The sequence below is a fragment of the Leisingera aquaemixtae genome (genome assembly GCF_006740765.1).
Lineage (GTDB): Bacteria > Pseudomonadota > Alphaproteobacteria > Rhodobacterales > Rhodobacteraceae > Leisingera > Leisingera aquaemixtae.
In genome coordinates, this window is the sequence record NZ_CP041159.1 from 1,085,672 (window position 1) to 1,102,591 (window position 16,920).

Genomic DNA, 16,920 nt, shown 5'->3' on the forward strand with positions numbered 1-16,920 from the left:
AGAACGAACATGAGCACACAGAAAATCTGGGACCTGCATATGACCTATGACGGCCCCGTTACCGAAGAGTTCCTGGAAGGGACCAAGGAGCTCGCCCGGAGCATCGCCGGGGAGCCCGGGATCCTCTGGAAAATCTGGACCATTGAAGAGGGCACCTCCCGCTTTGGCTCCACCTATCTGTTCCGCAGCCGGGAGGATCTCGACACCTACCGGGAGATGCACCTGAAACGCCTGGCGTCCATTGGCATAACGGTGGCGTCGGACCACATCTTCGACATCATGGAGGAGGTGAGCGCGATCACCCGCGCGCCGCTTTCGGCTTAAGGTTCCGGCCTTGGCAGAACAGCACCGGGCAGCCGCGCCGCCGCGTGGCTGCCTCTTCCCCTGCGCAGCACTTGCGGCTAAGAGGGCCTCATGACAGCCTCCCCTGATGCGCTCCAGCGCCCCCGCGTGAAAATGAAGCCCAAGTCCAACGCCCGCGCCATCCGGCACGGGTTTCCCTGGGTTTATGCCAACGAACTGGTGACCGACCGCCGCACCCGCAAGCTGACGCCCGGCACCCTGGCGGTGCTGGAGGATGAGGCGCAGCGCCCGCTGGGGCTGGTCTCGGTCACCCCCGAAAGCAAGATCATCGCCCGGATGCTCGACCGCGACCCGGAGGCGGTGATCGACCAGGACTGGTTCGCCGCCCGCCTGTCCCGCGCGCTGGAGATGCGCGAGCGCCTGTATGATGCGCCCTTCTACCGGCTGGTTCACGCGGAATCCGACGGTCTGCCCGGCGTGGTGATCGACCGTTTCGGCGCGGCCTGCGTGGTGCAGCCCAACGCCGCCTGGGCCGAAGCGCATCTGGACATGCTCACCGCCGCTCTGGCCGAGGTGACCGGCGCCGAGGTTATCCTGAAAAACGCCTCCGGCCGCACCCGCTCCCTGGAAGGGCTGGACGATCAGAACCAGACTCTTCTAGGCGAGGCCCCCGCCGCGCCGGTGCCGGTGCAAATGAACGGCGCCACCTATATGGCCGATCTCACCGGCGGCCAGAAAACCGGCCTGTTCTTCGACCAGCGCGAAAACCACGCCTTCGCCGCGCGGCTGACCGCGCCCGGCGCCCGGGTGCTGGATGTGTTCTCCCACGTCGGCGGCTTCGGCCTTGCCATGCTGGCAGGCGGGGCAGGGCAGGCGACCTGCGTGGACGGCTCGGCCGCTGCGCTGGAACTGGCTGCCCAAGGTGCCGCGGCTGGCGGGCATCAGGACAAATTCACCGCCCGCCAGGGCGACGCCTTCGATGTGCTGACGGCACTGGGGGAAGAGGGCGAAAGCTTCGATGTTGTGATCTGCGACCCGCCCGCCTTTGCCCCCTCGAAACAGGCGCTGGAGGCGGGCCTGCGCGCCTATGAGCGCGTCGCCAAACTGGCGGCCCCCTTGGTGAAACCCGGCGGTTACCTCGGCCTCTGCTCCTGCTCGCACGCCGCCGATCTTGCCAGGTTCCGCAACGCCTCTGCCCGTGGCATCGGCAAGGCGGGCCGCCGCGGCCAGCTCATCCACACCGGATATGCAGGCCCCGACCACCCGCAGCTGCCGCAGCTGGCCGAGAGCGGCTATCTGAAGGCCGTGTTCTTCCGGCTGGACTGATCCGGGGTGAAGCTGCTCCTCGATACGTGCGTCCTCTATCCGACGGTGATGCGGGAAATGCTCCTGGGCGCGGCGCGCCTGGGCCATTTCACCCCGCTCTGGTCCGCCCGGATCCTGGGCGAATGGGAACGTGCGGCGCTGAAGCTCGGCCCCGAAGGCGCGGCGCAGGCCAAGGCAGAGACCGCGCTGGCCCGCGCGCACTGGCCCAAGGCCGAAGTTGCCCCCGCACCGGGCATTGAAACCCGCCTCTGGCTGCCCGACAGCGCCGACATTCACGTGCTGGCCGCCGCCATCGCAGGCCATGCCGATGCTATCGTGACGGTCAACAACAAGGACTTCCCCCGTCACACCCTGGCCGAAGAAGGGCTGGAGCGCATTGGCCCGGACGAGCTCCTCTACCGCTTCTGGCTTGACGACAGCACCGGCATGGAGGCGCTGGGGACAGAGGTGCTGGCTGAGGCCAACCGCCTCTCCGGGGGCCGCTGGGAAATCCGCCCGTTGCTCAAGAAAGCCCGCCTGCCGCGGCTGGCCAAGGCCCTGGCGGGCTGACCGGTGTTTCATCTTTCCTGAAATACTCCGGGGAGTTTGAGGGGCCGGCCCCTCAATCCCGACCTTGCCGCAGGCTCAGCCCCTGGACCATTTCGCTTCCAGCCGCTCCAGCGCGGCGATGCGCTCATCGGTCTTGGGGTGGCTCATCAGCCAGGCCGGTGCCATGCCGGCGCGTGCCTGCGTCAGCTCTTCCAGCTTGGCAAACAGGCTTTTCTGCGGCGCCAGCCCGATCCCCGCCTTGGTCAGCAGCGCCGCGGCATATTCATCCGCTTCGTATTCATCGCCGCGCGACAGCCGCGCGGCCAGCAGCGAGGTCAGCGCCCCGGCAATCCAGGGGCCGATGAAGGGAACGTACCGGCCCAAGATCAGCATCAGCGCCGTGCGCAGCGCATTCTGCCCGGAGAAATCGACCATCCGCTTGCGCGCATGCCCCAGCGCCACATGGCCCAGCTCATGCGCAATCACCGAGGCCAGCTCCTCTGCGCTCACCTCGCCATTCTGGTACTTGCGGTAAAAGCCGCGGGTGATGAAGATCCGCCCGTCCGGCGCCGCCAGCCCGTTGACAGGGTCGACCTCATAGATATGCACCGGGATGCGGGCGATGTTCAGCGCCGCCGCCAGACGGTCGGTCAGCCGCTTCAGCCGCGGGTCCGCCAGCTCGGTCGAGCGCTGGTCCAGCTCGCGATTGGTGCGCCAGACGGATATCCGGTACATCACAAGGCCATAAAGCACGGCCAGCAGAATTGGCATGAAGCGCAGCATGCTTCAGATATGGGCCGAAACCGCGCCGCCAGCAAGAGGCAGCGGCCGCGAAGCCTTGCACCCAGCGCAGGCCGCCATGCAAAATCCGCACTCGCCGCCGCGCGCCGCATCCATTAAGGGGGCTGAACCCCAAGGCACCCCAAACCAACGGCATCCGGCACATGGCACCCCTGTCTCAGCTCCGCAACATCGCCGACACAGGCGAGACCCTGCACCGCAGCGGCTGTGCGCCCTACAAGATCGAGAAATACCTGCAGTTCTATGCCAGGAAGCAGGGCATCAACGTGATCGTGCAGGCCACCCCCACCTCGATCTCCTGCCAGTTCCCGGACGAGGACAACCAGTTCATCATCCGCCGCTTGGAGCCCGCCCAGATCAACCTCAGCCTGCTGGCCCGCACCATCATCCGCATCAACGCGGTGGAGGATCCGGGGATTGAGGAGCCGGGCCGTTACCCTGCCTGGCTGATCATGGTGGCCAATATCGCCATCCCGCCGGCCTTCCTGACCCTGATCGGCAGCGCACTGACAACGATTGCGCTGTCAGCGGTGCTGGGCTTCCTGGTCTGGCTCTGCCAGCTGTTCTGCCGCGGCGACCGGATCATTCTGGTGGAGTTTCTGTCGGCGCTGGTCGCGGGGCTGGCGGTGGCGCTGGTCAGCAGCATGGGGGTGGAGGTGCCGGTCTGGGGCACCTGCATCGCCGCCATCGTGCTGTTCGTGCCGGGGCTGTCGATCGCCAACTCCCTGGAATGCCTTGCCTTCAACGACGTGATCTCCGGCTCCAGCCTGTTTGCCCAGTCGATCTTTGTGCTGATGAAACTGTTCATCGGCATTTATATCGGCGTCAGCATCGGCGCCGAGCTGTGGGGGGCGACGCCGCAGGTGAAGAACGTGAACGAAGTCCTGTGGTGGATGCCCTATCTGGCGCTGCCCGCGCTGTCGTTCTCGATCGGGGTGATCTTCAATGCCCGGCTGGTGGATATCGTGCGGGCGCTGCCGGTCACCGTGCTGGGCATGTGGGGGCCGCTCTACCTCGGCTTCGGCAGCGGCTGGATCGTCGGCACCTGGGTCACCGCCATGTGCATCACCCTATACGGCACCTGGCTGGCCAAGACACTGAACCTCACCGGCGCGATCTACATCGTGCAGGGCATCCTGATCCTGGTCCCCGGCAGCCGGGTGCTGATGAGCGCGACGCAGTCGCTGTTCAATGAAACCCTGATGGCGGACGCCAGCATCGGCCTGTCGGCACTGCTGATGTTCTCGGCCATCGTGGCGGGGCAGGTGACGGCGCTGGCGCTCTATTCGCAGAAGAACCGCAACCTCGCCAGCTAGGCGCTGCGCTCAGCCGCCGGCAGGTCCCATTCCGCCGCGGCCAAGGGCGCGTCCGAGGCCGAGGGCCAGCCGCTGGCGGTCACCGCATCCTGCAGCGCGGCATAGCAGTCCGGGTCGATGGCGGGGCCAGCCATGCCGTCCATGATGGCATAGGTCTTCTCCAGCGGCATTGCCGCGCGGTAGGGGCGCTCGGCGGTGAGCGCGTCAAAGATATCGGCCACTGCCATCACCCGCATCTCCTGCGTCAGCTGGCTGGCATCCATTCCGTAAGGATAGCCCTTGCCGTCCAGCCGCTCATGATGTGCCGCGCTCACATCCGCAAGCTCCTGGAAGGCGGCAATCCGGCTCAGCACCTCGTGGCCCAGCACCGGGTGCCGTTTCATCAGGGCAAACTCCTCATCCGTCAGCTTGCCGGGCTTGTCCAGGATGGTGTTGGAGATCCCAAGCTTGCCGATATCATGCAGCAGCGCCCCGCGCACCATCCAGCGGCGCCGTCCGGGCGGGAAGCCTAGCTGGTCGCAGATCAGCCCGGTGTAGCGCGCCACCCGCTGCGAATGGCCGTGGGTAAACGGGCTTTTGGCGTCGATCACCAGCGAAAACGCCCGCGCGATCTCATCCAGGTAGTCTTCATCCACGGCATGGATATGCTGCGCCTGCGGGGTGGCAAAGACCTCTGCCTCTAGGCCCGGGTCCTGCAGATCCGCCAGGAAGCCGGGGCGGCGGATCACCGCGGTGAAAACCGGCACAAGGTCGGGGTCGAACCAGCTGCCTGCGCGGGCTTCCAGCTCCGCCGCGGCGGCCTCAGCGCCCGCACTGGCGGCAAAGACGTCCGCCACCTGCGCCATCAGCGCGATGCGCGAAAACAGCGGGATTGCCGCGCCCTTCAGGCCCTGCGGCTGGCCGCCGCCGTCCCAATGCTCATCCAGGCTGGCGATGCCCTCCGCCACATCTTCGGAGAAGCGCATCTGCCGGGCGATACTGGCGCCGCGGTTGCAGCGGGTCTCGATCAGCTCGCCCGCCAGCTGGCCGTTCCTGGCAATCACATGGCCCAGCGTTTTCAGCTTCTGCAGCGGGCTGGCCCCCAGCGCGGTGTTGCGCAGCAGGAACTCGATGCCCTGCCGGGAGCCGCTCACCGTCTTGAAGTTCTGTTTGAAGGACAGATCATCGGTCAGGTACAGCTGGCAGATGCGGGCCGCGTTGGAGCTGCACCCCAGATCCTTCAGCAGCAGCGTGAAATAGAGGTCGGAGCGCGCCTGCGGCGGCAGTTCCAGCTCCCGCGCGGCCTGCATGCCGATCCAGCAGCAGCGCACGCAATGGCCCTTGGGCTGGCCTTCGGTCAGATCCAGCGCATGGCTGAGCGCGCCCAGCAGCTCCCCCAGCCGCAGAATGTCCTGCGGTGCGGCACCGCCGGCCGGGCCGGGACTGGTCGGGGAAAAAATATATGTCATAGGCCTTCGGCAGTAAAATGCGGAAGGACCATGACTAAGCGGACAGGATTAACCTGCCCTTACCCGGCGCAGGATAGGGGCGGGGTCTCTGCGCCCGATTTTCGTAAAATGCCCGGGGCCGCCGTTTGGCAGCCCCGCGGTCAGAATGCAGAGGCCGCCGCCTGGCAGCCCCCAGGGTCCCGGCCCTAATTCACACCCAGCTTGCCTGGGAACTCTATGTTGATCTCCAGGCTCGACAGCTCGTCGCCGCGCTCCATGCGGATGTCGATCGCCTCGTCGCCGATCTGCATGTGGCGGCGGATCACTTCCAGGATTTCGCGCTGCAGTTGCGGCAGGCAGTCGGGGCGGGCGCCGCCGCTGCCGCTGCGCTCATGCGCCAGCAGGATCTGCAGCCGCTCCTTGGCCGTGCTGGCAGAGGCTTTGCGGGGGCGAAGGGAAAATCCGAACATCCGCTTACACCGCCCGGCGGAACAGGCGCTGCAACAGGCCGCGACGGGGGTCCGCGGCAATCCGCATCTCGATCTGCTCGCCGATCAGCCGGCCCACTGCGTCCTCATAGGCCGCCGCCGCCGCCGAGGGGTCGTCCAGCACCACCGGCACGCCCAGGTTGGAGGCGCGCAGCACCGCCGGGCTTTCGGGGATGATGCCCAGCAGCGGCACCGCCAGAACCTCCAGCACATCCTCTACCGTCATCATCTCGCCGCTCTCGATGCGGGATTTGTCGTGGCGGGTGATCAGCACCTGCGCCTTCACCGGCTCTGCGCCGGCCTTGCTGGCGCGTTCGGTGATGCTGTTCAGCAGCCCCAGCACCCGGTCGCTGTCGCGGACAGAGGAGACCTCGGGGTTGGTGACCACAATCGCCTCATCGGCAAAATGCATCGCCATCTGGGCGCCGCGCTCGATCCCTGCCGGGCTGTCGCAGATGATATAGTCGAATTCCTGGCGCAGCTCGTCCAGAACCCGTTCAACGCCTTCCTTGGTCAGCGCATCCTTGTCGCGGGTCTGCGAGGTGGGCAGCACCGACAGGGTTTCCAGCCGCCGGTCGCGGATCAGCGCCTGCTTCAGCTTGGCGTCGCCCTGGATCACGTTGATGAAGTCGAACACCACCCGGCGCTCGCAGCCCATGATCATGTCCAGGTTGCGCAAACCGACGTCGAAGTCGATTACCACCGTCTTGTGGCCGCGCCGGGCCAGCTCGGCGCCCACTGCCGCCGAAGTTGTGGTCTTGCCGACACCGCCCTTGCCCGAGGTGACAACAATCACCCGGCCCAGCGGCTCTTCCAGTTTCAGGTCCTTGCTCATTCGTCCTGCCTCTCTCATTCCAGCCCTCTTTACAGCCTTCATCCCAAGGCTTCCACACACAGCCGCTCGTCCTGCAGGAATACCTGCACCGGGCGGTTCAGCAGCTCCGGCTCCAAATTCTCGCTCGTCCGGTACAGCCCGGCGACCGCCAGCAGCTCGGCGTCCAGGCTGTGGCAGAAGATCCGGGCAGTCTCGTCGCCCTCGGCGCCGGCCATCGCCCGGCCGCGCAGCCGGCCATAGACATGGATGCTGCCGCGCGCGATCAGTTCGGCGCCCGAACTGACCGGCCCGACCACCACCAGATCGCCGCCTTCGGCCACCACCGTCTGGCCAGAGCGCACCGGCTGGGTGATCAGCCGGTTTTCCGGCGGCCTGAGTTTCTTGGGGAGTTCGCGGCGGGGACCGGGCCTGGTGCTGCCTTCCATGTTGAGCGGCGCATCCTTGCCGCTGGCAATGGTGATCAGCCCGGCGTCCTCAGCCGCGGAGATCTGTTCCGGCGTGGCATTCTGGACCCCGAACACCGCCAGCCCGCGGCTGCGCAAGCAGTCCGTCAGTGCCCGCAGCTCGGCCGGGCGGGACAGGCCGGGCGCCTGCGCCAGATCCAGGATCAGCGGCGCGCCGTCAAAGAAATGGGGGTTCCAGCGAAGCTGCGCGTCCAGTGCCGCGTAGAAGGCCTGGTCCAGCGGCCCGTCTTCCGGGCGCAGCGCAACAGCGGTAAAATACCGCCCGCGAATCTGGAAAGGCTTCACGGCAGCGGCGGGGGCGCCGCCACGGGGGGGTATGTCTTGATGCGGCACGCTCACGCGATGCTCCTGCTCGGGGAATGCGGCTTTGGTCCGCGGCTTCTTTTCCTCTTGGGTAGCGTTTGGAGCGCGGCCCGTTCAACCGGGGAACGGCGGCTTCGGCGGACATGCGCCGGATGCCGCAGGCACCGGCGGATTTCCGCACGCGGGCTGCTTCCGGTTGCGCAGAAAACCGTTGCCAGCCCGCGGCTGGCGGCGGCTAAAGCGGCAGCGGCGCGGACTGGCCTGAGGTTTCCAGGTCCCAGATTGCGGCCCACTGCGTGTCCTGCCGCTCCAGGATCAGATAGTTCCGCTCCGCCGCATAGCGCCCGGCCTGGCCGGGGATCTTGCGGATGCGGACAGGGTGGCCGGGCAGGGGCGCATCGCCCAGCCAGGACAGCATCCCCAAGACCCGCGCCCAGGCCCTGGGCGGCGCCCGGTGGGAAATGCCCGAAGCCACCAGCTGGTGCAGCATCTTGCCATCGCCCAGCGGCATCTCGCCGCGCGCGGCCAGGTGGATCTCGCCGGACACGGCAGCGATCTTCTGGCCGTCCAGCGCGGCGATATCGCGCGCCATCCGCAGCATCCGCCGCCAGGAGGCCCGATGCGCCCGGCTTTGCCATTGGTCGCGCAAGTCGTCCTCATATTCCTGCATCCGCGGGGTGAGCACCATCAGCAGCTCCAGCAGCGACAGCCGCGGCCCCAGCAGGGGCACGCTGGACAGCAGGAAGGTCTGCCCCGGTGCCTCCCGTTTCACCTCGGCTTTCATCATCTGCCAGCCGCCGCGCGCCATCACCCGGCGGCGGCTGCGCTCCGAGCGAAGGTCGGGCGCCAGCAGCCGCAGCCCCGGGGCCTCGATGCGCCAGCCCAGATGGGTGCCTTCGGGGTCCGCAAACCGCGCGGGCAGGTCGCCGTCGCAGCAGCCGTGCTGAAACAGCAGCGCCGCCTCGCGGGCCATCGCAAACAGCGTCTGGCCCACTGGCGAATAGGTGCTGGAGCGCCGCAAGCTCCCCCATCCATCGCAGATGTCATGGTCGTCCCATTGCATCAGCGAGGGCACGCGAGCCGCGAGCCACGCAAGCTCCGGCGCGCTGTAAACCGCCAGGTAGCGGCGCAGAAAGCCTTCCCGCAGATGCTGGCGCAGGCTGGCCAGATCCTCCCGCGAGGGGTCGCTGGGCAGTTTGTCCGGCCAGCCGCTGCTGAGCCGGTGGCCCTGCGTGACCTCATCGGCATAGACCTGGTCGCCGCCATGCAGCAGCAGCGAGAAGGGGCGCTTTTGATGTTCCGCGCCCATCCGCGCCCACATGGCGTTGCGCTCAGCCCCGTCGCGGTCCAGGTCGCCGTTCTCCTCGCCGTTGCAGGAGGCATAGGCGATCCGCATGTCCCCGCCGAACCCGCCCGCGACTTCATACCGCGCGCCGTCCCACTGGTAGGAGGAGGGCCGGTCCGCAGGCAGCGCGAAGCGCACGCGCAGCACCGAGACGTTTGCGTAGTCCGCCAGCCGCTCGGGCTGAAGGTTCATGCCGCCGGCAGAAACAGGCGGCACAGGCAGACCCTTGGGCGCGATAAACAGCGCCGCAAGCTGCATCTGGCCATCGCGCAGATCGTCGAGGATCAGGATGGGGCCGGTGATCGGGGTGCTGCTGCTCATACAGCAACAGGACCTAGGTGCGGCGGCCCGCGCAATCAACCGCTGCGGGGGAATGCGGCGGGATATTTGCCCGCACTGCGGCTGAATTGCGCTGGCGCTGCGCAGAAGGGCATGGTCAAGATGTGCCGGGCCGCCTGCCAGGGGGGCGGATTTCTTCATTGTTCAGGAGGCTTAGAATGCAATGGGCTTTACTTGCGGCATCCCTGCTGGCCGCGCTGTGGACGGGTGTTCATGCCATCATCGGCGGCCGGGAATGCGCAGCGCCGCTGGCGCGGGACCGGCAGCTTCCGGATGCGGTGCGTGAGACCACCTTGTTATGCTGGCATCTGGTGACCGGCTGCCTGGGCCTTATGGCTGTGTTTCTCTTTGCAGGTGCCCGCGGCTCGGCCGAGATGGCCCTGGCCGGAACAAGCATGGCAGCGGTGATGGCGGCGACAGGCCTCCTGATGCCGCCGCTGCGCAGGGTGAAATACGGCCTGCTGCCGCAAGGCTGGCTGTTCGTGCCGGTTGCGGCCTTGGGCGCATGGGGCCTGTGGGGCGGCTAGCCGCAGCGCGCGGGGGCAGGCGGCGCTCCCGCCCGTGCGGCCTGCATTGAAAATGCCGGCCTTCCGGTTGGGCCCGGCGCCGGACCGGTTGGTCCGGCGCGCATCCTGCCCGGCGGGCAGGATGCCATGCCCAAGGCTGCCAAGGGGCGGCGGCGTCAGCCGCGGCACCTGCAGGCGCGGGAGCGCTTCCCGGTCTGTCACAAATCCTTCACCGCGACAGCTCGCGCATCCCGCGTTCCAGCCCGTCCAGGGTCATCGGAACCATCCGGTCCTCAAAGATATCGCGGATCATGCCGATCGAATGGGTGTAGTCCCAGTATTTCTCCGGCACCGGGTTGATCCACAGGTTCGCCGCCCAGGCGTCGCGCGCGCGCTGCAGCCAGACCTGGCCCGCTTCCTCGTTCCAATGCTCATTGGCGCCGCCGGGATAGGCAATCTCATAAGGCGACATCGAGGCATCGCCCACGAAGATGCACTTGTAGTCCGGCCCGTAGGTGCGCAGCACCTCGTGGGTGGGGATCTTTTCGTTCCAGCGGCGGCGGTTGTCGCGCCAGACGCCCTCATAGAGGCAGTTGTGGAAGTAGTAGTATTCCAGATGCTTGAACTCGGCCCGCGCGGCTGAAAACAGCTCCTCCACCACCTGGATATGCGGATCCATCGAGCCGCCCGCGTCCAGGAACAACAGCACCTTCACCGCATTGTGCCGCTCCGGCCGGGTCTTCACGTCCAGATAGCCGTGCTCGGCGGTGGAACGGATCGTATTGTCCAGATCCAGCTCCTCATGTGCGCCCTGGCGGACCCAGCGGCGCAGGCGTTTCAGGGCCACCTTGATGTTGCGGGTGCCCAGCTCGACATCGCCGTCGAGGTTCTTGAACTCGCGCTTGTCCCAGACCTTGACCGCGCGCTGGTGCCGGCTCTTTTCCTGCCCGATGCGCACCCCCTCGGGGTTATAGCCATAGGCGCCAAAGGGCGAGGTGCCCGCGGTGCCGATCCATTTATTGCCGCCCTGGTGGCGGCCCTGCTGTTCCTTGAGGCGATCCTTGAGCGTCTCCATAAGCTTGTCAAAACCGCCAAGCGCCTCGATCTCGGCCTTCTCTTCCGCGCTCAGATGCTTTTCCGCCATCTTGCGCAGCCACTCTTCCGGGATGTCGACGGCTTCCATCACGGCTTCGGCGGGGATCGCCTCCAGCCCTTCGAAAGTGGCGGCAAAGGCGCGGTCGAACTTGTCGATGTTGCGCTCGTCCTTCACCATCGCGGCGCGGGCGAGAAAGTAGAAGGCCTCGATGTCATAGGTGGCCAGCCCTGCCTTCATCCCCTCCAGGAACGTCAGGTACTCGCGCAGGGAGACCGGAATGGACGCCTTGCGCAGGTTTTCAAAGAAGGGCTGGAACATCGCGGGGGCCTCCGGCTCGGGTTACGCCAGCACCCGGTGGGTCACGATGGTTGCCAGCAGGCCGAGAATACCAAAAACGATGGCATAGACAGCCCCGTATTGCAGCATGTCCAGGGTGTTGCCGCCACGTTTGCGGGCCTTCATTGCGCCAATAAGGGCGCCCAGCACCAAGCCGGCAATTACGATCATGTCTCTATCCGTTTCTGTTCTGTCACTGCCGGATCAGGGGGCAGAGGGGCGCAGCGCGGCGATTTCCTCCAGCCGCGCCTCGACCACCCAATCCGGGCCAAAGCCGTACCTTGCCCATCCCAGGCTGTCCAGCCTGACCCGGCGGGCCTCGATGCTGCGGCCCTCCAGCTCCAGCGCCTCCGCCTGCAGCATCAGCAGCGTCGACAGCAGCGCCGCGTTCTCATGCGCGGCCGCAGTGTCCGCCGCCGGCCCCAGCCGCGCCAGCGCCGCCGCCCCGTTGCCGGTGGCAATCTCATAGGCGGCCAACTGCACCGTCAGCTTGGCCTGGTGCATCCGGGTGCCGGGCAGGCCCTGCAGATAGCTCATCGCGGTGTGGAAATGCCGCAGCGCCAGCTCTGGCTCGCGCACATGCAGCATCCGGCCCAGGGTGTAATGGCTCAGGGCGCGGCGGTGGTCCTGCCAGCCCAGGCTGCGGGCGATCTCCGCAGCCCGGTTGGCGGCCCGCAGCCGCTCCCGCGGCGAGGCGCTTGGCCCCAGCGCCTGCTCATAGGCGGTGATCCAGGCCCGCGGCGTTTCCGGCAGCCAGACGGCGGCCGTGCCGGCACCGCCCGGATTAAGCCGCGCCAGAACCGCCGGCAGCCGCTCCGCCACTTCGGCCCGGCTCATGCCGGTGCGCAGCTCGGGCGCATAGGTGGCGCGCAGGATCAGCATGTCAAAGCCGGTCAGCACCGCGTGGACGTTGTCGTCATTGAAGATCGAATCCGGCAGCCGGTACAGGTCATTCAGCGGGCCAAGCGCCTGGGCCAGTTCCTCATGCAGGCAATCGCGCACCTCCTGCGGGCTGACGTCATTGGGGATGAACACCGCCAGCCGCTCGCGGCTGCGCAGCAGCGACCAGTTGGTGCGGGCGCTGCGCCGGTTGCGCCGGTATTCCGCCAGCGAGGACACATTCGGCACCACGAAACAGGCCGCCTTGGGCAGCGCCCGCCGGATCTCGGCGCGGGAGACCGACTGGATCGTGATGCTGGCACTGTCGCCGGACACCCGGCGGACCGGGATCCCGGCCTCGTCCCGCAGCCGCGCCAGGAGCGCGTTGAGGTCGCGGCTGAACCCGGGCGCGGGGCTGCCCGTCACCCGCAGGGTGATCGGGCCTTCGAAGCGGGTGAACTGGGGCAGGGTGCTGCCGCCTTCCAGCCGGAAATGCAGGTCAAGGAAATCGCGCGCGATATCGGCGTTGGAGCGCTGCGGCGGCTGCGGCCGCCGGGCGGGGAACACCTTGACCGGCGGCAGCGCGGCCGGGGCCGCCGCCGCCCGGGTCGGCGCCTCCACCCGTGCCGGGGCGGCGGCGCAGGCGGCCAGCGCCAGCAGCGCCGCTGCCGCGGCAGCGCCCCGCAGCAGGCGCAGGCCCTGACGGCAGGCAGGCAGGTGTGAAACCGGGGCAGCGTCAGCAGGCAATCAGGCGTCTCCTATCAGCCCGGACACGTCAGCCCGGCTCTTACCCTTCTGATAGGGGAATGCGGCAGCAATTAGAAGGGAAACGGGCAGGCGCCGGAAATGGTGCCTGCCGGGTGGTGCAAGCGGGCGTCAGCGCCGCCCGCGGGCCATGAAGGCGAGGCGCTCGAACAGATGCACGTCCTGTTCGTTCTTCAAAAGCGCCCCATGCAGCTTGGGCAGCGCATCGGCACCGCCGCGGGCAATGTCCGCAGGGCTCAGATCCTCGGCCAGCAGCAGTTTCAGCCAGTCAATCACCTCGGAGGTCGAAGGCTTCTTCTTCAGCCCCTGCGTTTCGCGGATCTCGTAGAACTGGGTCAGCGCCGCGGTCAGCAGCGCGTCCTTGATGCCGGGGTGATGCACCTCGACGATCTTCTTCATCGTCTCCGCATCCGGGAACCGGATGTAGTGGAAGAAGCAGCGGCGCAAAAAGGCGTCCGGCAGCTCCTTTTCGTTGTTGGAGGTGATGATCATGATCGGGCGGTGCTTCGCCTTGACCGTCTCGCCGGTCTCGTAGACGTGGAACTCCATCTTGTCGAGTTCCTGCAGGAGGTCGTTGGGGAACTCGATGTCGGCCTTGTCGATCTCGTCGATCAGCAGGACGACTTTCTCGTCCGCCTCAAACGCTTCCCACAGCTTGCCTTTCCTGATGTAGTTCTTCACGTCGTGCACGCGCTCGTCGCCCAGTTGGCTGTCGCGCAGGCGGCTGACGGCATCATATTCATACAGGCCTTGCTGCGCGCGGGTGGTGGACTTCACGTTCCACTCGATCATCCTCAGCCCGAGGGCCTCTGCAACCTGCTTGGCCAGCTCGGTCTTGCCGGTGCCCGGCTCGCCCTTGACCAGCAGCGGCCGCTCCAGTGTCACCGCCGCATTGACCGCAACTTTCAAATCATCCGTTGCGACATATTCTTTAGTGCCCTGAAATTGCATATCTTTCCTGTTCCAGTCATGATCGGTGCCGCAGCGCCCAGTTCTTATCACGGTTTTAACCAAACCGCGCCACTATTGTGTAGTGACATTCCTTCCCGATAGGGATAAACGCTGCGGCAGAGGGGGAAGCCAAAATGTTCAGGTGCCGATTATGACCAGCATTATGGGCCAGACCGAAGGAGCCGAAATGAAGCAAGAGGTGTTTCTGCCGGACGACTACCGACCGGCCGAAGATGAGCCGTTCATGAACGAACGGCAGCTTGAGTATTTCCGACGCAAGCTATTGAATTGGAAGCAGGAACTACTGTCTGACAGCCGCGAGACCATTGAAGGGCTGCAGGGCAATACCCGCAACATTCCCGATGTCGCGGACCGTGCCAGCGAAGAAACCGACCGCGCGCTGGAGCTGCGCACCCGCGACCGCCAGCGCAAGCTGGTCGCCAAGATCGACTCTGCGCTGCGCCGCATCGACGAGGGCGAATACGGCTATTGCGAGGTGACCGGCGATCCGATTTCGCTGAAGCGTCTGGATGCGCGCCCGATCGCCACCATGAGCCTGGAAGCGCAGGAGCGCCACGAGCGCCGCGAAAAGGTTCACCGCGACGACTGACCGCTGTCTGCAGCGGGCAAACCGACAATTAGTTGACGCCGGGGTCTTTTGCTCCGGCGTTTTTTGTTTCATTGGGAGCGGGCGGAGAATCTGCAGGAGCCCATGGAACTCAAAGGCCTGAAAATAACTGTCATCGGCGCCGGGATCGGCGGGCTGACCGCGGCGCTGGCGCTGCGCCGCCAGGGGGCTGCCGTGACCGTTCTGGAGCAGGCCGAGGCGATTTCCGAAGTCGGCGCGGGCCTGCAGATCACCCCGAATGGCGTCGCTGTGCTGAAGGCGCTGGGGCTGGCCGATGACCTGGCCTGGTGCTCCCAGCGGGCGCGCGCGGTTGTGCTGCGCGGCCACCGCCGCGGCAATCAGGTGCTGCGGCTGGACCTCGATGAATACGCGGCCGGATTGCCCTATTACTTCGTGCACCGCTCGGATCTGGTCGGCATTCTGGCCGGTGCCGCGCGCCGCGAGGGCGTGCAGGTGCGGCTGCTGCAAAAGGTGGAGCGGGTGGAACCCGGGCCGCAGCCTGTGGTGCACCTTGGCAATGGCGCCCAATGCGGCGGCGACCTGGTGATCGGCGCCGATGGCTTGCACTCGAAAACCCGCGCCGCGCTGAATGGCGCGGACAAACCGGTCTTCACCGGCCAGGTCGCCTGGCGCGCCACCGTGCCCAACCATCTGAACCTGCCGCCCGAGGCGCAGCTGTTCATGGGGCCGGGGCGGCATCTGGTGGCCTACCCCTTGCGCGATGGCAGCCTGGTGAACCTGGTGGCGGTGCAGGAGCGCCGCGCCTGGGCCGAGGAAGGCTGGAACTTGCAGGACGACCCGGCCAATCTGCGCGCTGCCTTCGCGGGCTTTGGCGGCAGTGCCGCGGCGCTGCTGGACGCGGTGCAGGAGGTGCTGCTGTGGGGCCTCTTCCGGCACCCGGTCGCAGCCCGCTGGCAGGGCGAAAACACCGCCATTCTGGGCGACGCCGCGCATCCAACGCTGCCGTTCATGGCGCAGGGCGCCAATCTGGCGCTGGAGGATGCCTGGGTGCTGGCCCGCGCGCTGCAAGAGGCCGAAGGGGTTAGCGCCGGTCTGGCACTGTATCAGTCGCGCCGTCTGGTGCGGGCACAGAAGGTCGTGCAGGCCGCCAGCCGCAATGCCTGGAAATACCACTTGCGCGCACCGCTCAGCTGGCCTGCGCATCAGGTGCTGAAACTGGGCGGGCGTTTCGCGCCCGATAAGATGGTCAGCCAATTCGACTGGATCTACCGCCACGACGTCACCGCCTGAGAGGCGGGGCAGGCGGGGGCCTCCCGCCCGTCGCAGGCTCATTTGTGAAATGAGCCGCTCCCGTTGGGCCGGGCGCCGCGCTGGCGCGCGGCGCGGACCGGGCCTGGATGTCCAGTTCGCCTAGATGTCCAGTTCGACCCAGACCGGCACGTGATCGGACGGCTTTTCGCGGCCGCGCACGTCCTTGTCGATCTGGCAGTCCAGCAGCAGGTCGGCGGCCTGCGGTGTCAGCAGAAAGTGGTCGATGCGGATGCCGTCATTCCGGTTCCAGGCGCCGGCCTGGTAGTCCCAGAAGGAATAATGCCCCGGCCCCTGATGGCGGGCACGGAACGCTTCGGTGAAGCCCAGGTTGACGATCCGCTGGAACGCGGCCCGGCTTTGCGGGCGGAACAGCGCATCCTCCGTCCAGGCCTCCGGCCGCTTGGCATCCTCGGCCTGCGGGATGATGTTGTAATCGCCCGCCATCAGCGCAGGCATCTCATCGGCCATCAGCGCCTCGGCGCGGGCCTTCAGCCGCTCCATCCAGGCAAGTTTATAGGCATATTTTCCGCCCGCCACCGGGCTGCCGTCCGCCTCCAGCTCCACCGGGTTGCCGTTGGGCAGGTAAAGACCGCAGATCCGGATCGCCTGCTTGCCCGTCACGGTGGCCTCGATCCAGCGCGCCTGTTCGTCGCTATCGTCGCCGGGCAGGCCGCGGCGCACATCCTCCAGCGGCAGCTTCGACAGGATCGCCACCCCGTTGAAACTCTTCTGGCCGTGGGTCTCCACATTATATCCGCGGTCTTCGAAGAGGTCGCGCGGGAACGCCTCATCCACCGATTTGATTTCCTGCAGCACCACCACGTCCGGCTGCGCCTCATCCAGCCAATCCGGCAGCGCCTGGGCCCGGGCCTTGATGCCATTGATATTGAAGGTGGCGATTTTCATGGCTTGTCTCCGGCCCAGGTTGCGGTATTTGAAGCCGATCTATCGCTGAATCGGCGCCCCGGGGCAAGCCCGGCGCCTGCAGCGCGAATCACCGGTGCGCCGCCGA

General features: G+C 66.8%; 18 protein-coding genes. 7 read left to right on the plus strand and 11 right to left on the minus strand.

The window, feature by feature from the left end:
• The first annotated feature begins 9 nt into the window (after window positions 1–9).
• The 3 genes from R2C4_RS06950 (at window position 10) to R2C4_RS06960 (ending at window position 2,178) form a co-directional block, all read left to right on the plus strand.
• Window positions 10–324 carry a monooxygenase gene (locus R2C4_RS06950; RefSeq protein ID WP_058288029.1) on the plus strand — a complete coding sequence of 105 codons (315 nt, stop codon included), beginning with the start codon at window positions 10–12 and terminating at the stop codon, window positions 322–324.
• A 90-nt stretch (window positions 325–414) separates the two neighbouring features.
• Window positions 415–1,629 (plus strand): RSP_2647 family RNA methyltransferase, encoded by a 1,215-nt coding sequence (locus tag R2C4_RS06955; protein WP_141890095.1) that lies wholly within the window; start codon window positions 415–417, stop codon window positions 1,627–1,629.
• A gap of 6 nt (window positions 1,630–1,635) precedes the next feature.
• On the plus strand, window positions 1,636–2,178 hold the full coding sequence (locus R2C4_RS06960) for an RSP_2648 family PIN domain-containing protein (RefSeq protein WP_141890096.1): 543 nt from the start codon (window positions 1,636–1,638) through the stop codon (window positions 2,176–2,178).
• 75 nt (window positions 2,179–2,253) lie between these two features.
• Here R2C4_RS06960 and R2C4_RS06965 read toward each other — a convergent pair whose 3' ends face one another.
• Window positions 2,254–2,940 (minus strand): M48 family metallopeptidase, encoded by a 687-nt coding sequence (locus R2C4_RS06965; protein ID WP_141890097.1) that lies wholly within the window; start codon window positions 2,938–2,940, stop codon window positions 2,254–2,256.
• 161 nt (window positions 2,941–3,101) lie between these two features.
• On the opposite strand from R2C4_RS06965, the gene R2C4_RS06970 reads away from it, so the two are divergent.
• Window positions 3,102–4,274, plus strand: a complete 1,173-nt coding sequence (locus R2C4_RS06970; protein WP_141890098.1) for a threonine/serine exporter family protein — start codon at window positions 3,102–3,104, stop codon at window positions 4,272–4,274.
• On the opposite strand, the gene R2C4_RS06975 is transcribed toward R2C4_RS06970, so the two are convergent.
• The 5 genes from R2C4_RS06975 to R2C4_RS06995 all read right to left on the minus strand — a co-directional run bounded on the left by R2C4_RS06975 (window position 4,271) and on the right by R2C4_RS06995 (window position 9,457).
• Entirely contained in the window at window positions 4,271–5,722 is a 1,452-nt protein-coding gene (locus R2C4_RS06975) for an HD-GYP domain-containing protein (RefSeq protein ID WP_141890099.1), read from the minus strand. The two genes, R2C4_RS06970 and R2C4_RS06975, sit on opposite strands and share 4 nt — an antisense overlap.
• Before the next feature lie 185 nt (window positions 5,723–5,907).
• Window positions 5,908–6,171 (minus strand): cell division topological specificity factor MinE, encoded by a 264-nt coding sequence (gene minE, locus R2C4_RS06980; protein ID WP_058288035.1) that lies wholly within the window; start codon window positions 6,169–6,171, stop codon window positions 5,908–5,910.
• A gap of 4 nt (window positions 6,172–6,175) precedes the next feature.
• Window positions 6,176–7,024: a septum site-determining protein MinD gene (minD, locus tag R2C4_RS06985; protein WP_008555794.1), complete on the minus strand. Its 849-nt coding sequence runs from the start codon at window positions 7,022–7,024 to the stop codon at window positions 6,176–6,178.
• A gap of 38 nt (window positions 7,025–7,062) precedes the next feature.
• Entirely contained in the window at window positions 7,063–7,827 is a 765-nt protein-coding gene (gene minC / locus R2C4_RS06990; RefSeq protein ID WP_058288037.1) for a septum site-determining protein MinC, read from the minus strand.
• 199 nt (window positions 7,828–8,026) lie between these two features.
• Window positions 8,027–9,457: an alkaline phosphatase D family protein gene (locus R2C4_RS06995; RefSeq protein WP_141890100.1), complete on the minus strand. Its 1,431-nt coding sequence runs from the start codon at window positions 9,455–9,457 to the stop codon at window positions 8,027–8,029.
• A 176-nt stretch (window positions 9,458–9,633) separates the two neighbouring features.
• On the opposite strand from R2C4_RS06995, the gene R2C4_RS07000 reads away from it, so the two are divergent.
• Entirely contained in the window at window positions 9,634–10,002 is a 369-nt protein-coding gene (locus R2C4_RS07000) for a hypothetical protein (protein WP_141890101.1), read from the plus strand.
• Window positions 10,003–10,210: 208 nt separating this feature from the next.
• Here R2C4_RS07000 and R2C4_RS07005 read toward each other — a convergent pair whose 3' ends face one another.
• The 4 genes from R2C4_RS07005 to R2C4_RS07015 all read right to left on the minus strand — a co-directional run bounded on the left by R2C4_RS07005 (window position 10,211) and on the right by R2C4_RS07015 (window position 14,008).
• Window positions 10,211–11,395: a vWA domain-containing protein gene (locus tag R2C4_RS07005; protein WP_141890102.1), complete on the minus strand. Its 1,185-nt coding sequence runs from the start codon at window positions 11,393–11,395 to the stop codon at window positions 10,211–10,213.
• Window positions 11,396–11,416: 21 nt separating this feature from the next.
• Window positions 11,417–11,584 carry a hypothetical protein gene (locus tag R2C4_RS21205; RefSeq protein WP_058288041.1) on the minus strand — a complete coding sequence of 56 codons (168 nt, stop codon included), beginning with the start codon at window positions 11,582–11,584 and terminating at the stop codon, window positions 11,417–11,419.
• A 33-nt stretch (window positions 11,585–11,617) separates the two neighbouring features.
• Complete coding sequence (locus tag R2C4_RS07010; protein ID WP_141890103.1) at window positions 11,618–13,039, minus strand: DUF2927 domain-containing protein; 1,422 nt, start codon at window positions 13,037–13,039, stop codon at window positions 11,618–11,620.
• 129 nt (window positions 13,040–13,168) lie between these two features.
• Window positions 13,169–14,008 carry an AAA family ATPase gene (locus tag R2C4_RS07015; RefSeq protein WP_058288042.1) on the minus strand — a complete coding sequence of 280 codons (840 nt, stop codon included), beginning with the start codon at window positions 14,006–14,008 and terminating at the stop codon, window positions 13,169–13,171.
• A gap of 187 nt (window positions 14,009–14,195) precedes the next feature.
• Between R2C4_RS07015 and dksA the strand changes: the two genes are divergently transcribed.
• Complete coding sequence (gene dksA / locus R2C4_RS07020; RefSeq protein ID WP_027243706.1) at window positions 14,196–14,618, plus strand: RNA polymerase-binding protein DksA; 423 nt, start codon at window positions 14,196–14,198, stop codon at window positions 14,616–14,618.
• Window positions 14,619–14,720: 102 nt separating this feature from the next.
• A complete protein-coding gene (locus R2C4_RS07025; RefSeq protein ID WP_141890104.1) occupies window positions 14,721–15,887 on the plus strand; it encodes an FAD-dependent monooxygenase in 1,167 nt (388 codons plus the stop codon).
• 120 nt (window positions 15,888–16,007) lie between these two features.
• Here R2C4_RS07025 and xth read toward each other — a convergent pair whose 3' ends face one another.
• Complete coding sequence (gene xth / locus R2C4_RS07030) at window positions 16,008–16,814, minus strand: exodeoxyribonuclease III (protein WP_141890105.1); 807 nt, start codon at window positions 16,812–16,814, stop codon at window positions 16,008–16,010.
• Window positions 16,815–16,920: the final 106 nt, after the last annotated feature.